Genomic DNA, 3,067 nt, shown 5'->3' with positions numbered 1-3,067 from the left:
ATATTGATATTGATATTGATATTGATGATGATGCGTATTTAAGAAGCCCTAAAGAGTTACAACATCAATTTGATGAACATGCTGAAAAGGTTGGGGTATATAACAAAGTATTAGGTGATACTTGCGTGACCGATTTTGTGTGTCCAACTAACATGCAATCCATTCAGATAAGTGGCAATGGCTTGATAAAGTGCACCAGCAACGTAAAGACCGTTCACTTACTATCGGCATTCAAACGATTGACTTTCTCGTAGAATAAGGGATTCCCGTATCCATCAAAATACGATTAAACGCAATGAGGAACCCCATTCTTATTATCAAAAGCATAGCAGAACCTATAAAGTAAAAAATACGCGTAAAAAGCCTGTAATGCCCACTACATTTGACGAAGCACCTTTATGAAGTATCGTCTGAACGTGATGTAAACGTCGCCAAAAAGAGGTATATGCAGCTTTCGAAATAGGAATTGGTTAATAGATTAAATTAAGGTTGAAAAATAAGTTGCAGAAAACCAAGAGCGATGGGTAACTAATCAATTCGAGCAGTTCAAGTAGATGATTAATGAGTTGGAAAATAGCCTCGTTAAATTGTTTTTCCGAGGCTATTTTAACTATCTTGTTATAGTGATAGGTAAGCTTTGGACGTTATCGCCAGCTTTTTCCCCACTTCACACCGCACGTGCGACTTTCATCGCGTACGGCATTCCAACTAATCCAACTCATTCAATATTTTTATGTATATGCAAGATGAAATGTAGAATCAGATTTACATTGCATTCCCACCTTATTTGTTCAACCGAAGCACCATGATTTACACCACCCCATCGGGTAGGCTTTCGTCAGCCGGACTGTTACGGTGAATTCTTGCGACTATTAGCCGAGTTTATAACACGCTTTTCCTTACTAATCAGCGTGCTACTCGACGCAGGGGGAGCCTTTCAGAGCGCCTCCTCATTCGACTCCTCGATATAACCATTCAATTTCCAGAAACCTGAAACTGCCTGACCTTCACCGAAATTGTGTGATCACATTTCGGTAAAGGTCAGGAACGTTTCGCACCTACAATCGCACCCGATTGCGGAAGGTATCTCAGCTCAATAATTACGACTTTCCAGGACTGGAATCGGCCCTTTAATTATATTCTATGATGGAGAAGAGAATATGATAAAAAGTTGTAATTTGGTATGACACAGTATTAATAAAATTTTCATCATTTTTTCGCTTATTCAGTTAACCACTTTTTCGCTTTTTCCAAGGGAATATCTGTTTCGACTTCTGGTATAACTGGATTGTCATAAAATATTTTCCCATCTAGTGTTTTATTATATGCCACCGTAACGTTAATCATTGCGTTATCGTACAAAGGAAGTGTTACATTAGCAGAAGCATATCCAGCAGTCGGTTGGCCAAATGTTTTTGTATTTTGTTGCCCCATAAATGCCATTAACACCGCTTCTCCTGAACTTGCCGTTCCATCATCAATTAAGACCGCAACAGGCACATCTAGTTTAAAAGGAGAGATATCTGTTTCAATCTGCGTACCACCACCTATAGATTTTCCATCTTCTAATTGGACAGTCAAGTCACGGTCTATATATTCATAGTATAAAAGATCTCCATCTTTTAAAAATGGAGAAACCGCGGTAATCATTGGTCCCATGTCTCCACCACTATTTCCACGGAGATCAATAATAGCTCCTTTTACATCGGCGTTTCTTTTAATTTCTTGTAGAACTGTTTCAGCGTATTGCTTTCCGTTTGCAGCAGCATCTATATGTTCTGGTAACCTTATTATAAGCACGTCACTTTCACGCGTGACCGTAGGCATTTCATCTTGGGCAGATAACGTTTGTTGATTTTCTTTCGTCAGTAAAAACGAATGCTTCCCACCCCCTTCTTGCAAAGCTTTTTCGATGAAAGAATATGTATTTTCATAGGAAGAAGCAATTTTCATTTCATTTTTAAGTTCTTCTTTTACTTCCTCCCACTTTTCACCACTTGCATAATAACCATTTAATTCAATCATTTCGATTGCTACCTTTCCGTATCTTTCAGCGCTCGGCGGAAAAAAATAAAATGGTTTACCTAGTTGTGCACCAACAACCGGACCAAATTGATAAACTAGAAAAACCCCTACTAGTGTGAAAATACTTAGTATAACTGTTGTCCATTTAATAAGTTTCAACATCATCCCTTCTTTCCAGTGGTAAATGGTTTCTTATTAATTTTGAAGTATCTACGAAGCAATTAGATTACATAACTAATTCTGTATTATGTCTGATTCCTTTTCTATAACTTAAATAATATAAAGAAAAAGATAAGACAAGTATAATTAAAAACCCTATTACTTGTGAAGTTGAAGTTATTCCACCAAATTGCTCACCATTTAGTTTATAGAATAAAAAAGTTGCTAAAGAGCTTCCTCCAATTGCGACCATTGAAACTATGACAGCAGAAAATTATTGAAACAAATATCTTTTTAGCGGTTATAACCACATTAACCACTCTTCCTAAGCTACTTAAACTTTGCCATGTAACATTACTACGGAATACCTGGATAAACGCTCCTGTATCTGTTTCATTACGAATGCACTTATTTATTTTTTATATAATCCATACCTTGCGATGTTATCCCTAAAACTAGATGATCCGATCCTTCCCCGCTATCTGTCGCATATCCCGCTTCGATAAGGTAATCAATGGCTAGTTTACTATTTACGTCGGCCCATCTAACATCTCTTTAGGTAATTGATAATGTCCTCCGTTAGTAGCAAAGTGATAATCATACAGACTTTGCAAAAGTACATCTGATAATTTTTTTATTTCTTCATTCATCATTTCTAATCCCCCTCCCCCTCTTTTTACCATTCTACAAAAGAGGAGACTTCCCTACAAGCGATGCCCTTCACTTCTATAGTATCCTATCTAGGCTATAACCACAGAAGCTGTTCTTTTTTATTCAAAAGCACATCGTCTTAAAAAAATTCCAAAAAATTAGTTTGACAACTTTGTGAACAAGGTAAATAATATAGAAAAGGGGTGTTGGTAATGGAAACCAAATTAAAAAT

3 protein-coding genes are annotated in these 3,067 nt (G+C 36.8%); 1 reads left to right on the top strand and 2 read right to left on the bottom strand.

Going from position 1 to position 3,067, the window contains the following annotated elements:
• The coding region (locus RUH95_RS21470; RefSeq protein WP_313894941.1) for a hypothetical protein at nucleotides 1-254 on the top strand (254 nt) is incomplete at its 5' end.
• A gap of 967 nt (nucleotides 255-1,221) precedes the next feature.
• Here RUH95_RS21470 and RUH95_RS21465 read toward each other — a convergent pair.
• Together RUH95_RS21465 and RUH95_RS21460 are read right to left on the bottom strand one after the other, a co-directional pair.
• A complete protein-coding gene (locus RUH95_RS21465) occupies nucleotides 1,222-2,184 on the bottom strand; it encodes a S41 family peptidase (protein ID WP_313894940.1) in 963 nt (320 codons plus the stop codon).
• Between the two features lie 530 nt (nucleotides 2,185-2,714).
• Nucleotides 2,715-2,837 carry a hypothetical protein gene (locus RUH95_RS21460; protein WP_313894939.1) on the bottom strand — a complete coding sequence of 41 codons (123 nt, stop codon included), beginning with the start codon at nucleotides 2,835-2,837 and terminating at the stop codon, nucleotides 2,715-2,717.
• Nucleotides 2,838-3,067 lie beyond the last annotated feature (230 nt).

This window comes from Psychrobacillus sp. (genome assembly GCF_032154225.1).
Taxonomy (GTDB): domain Bacteria; phylum Bacillota; class Bacilli; order Bacillales_A; family Planococcaceae; genus Psychrobacillus.
Note: the sequence above shows the minus strand (reverse complement) of the source record. Positions and strands in the feature narration are given on the sequence as shown.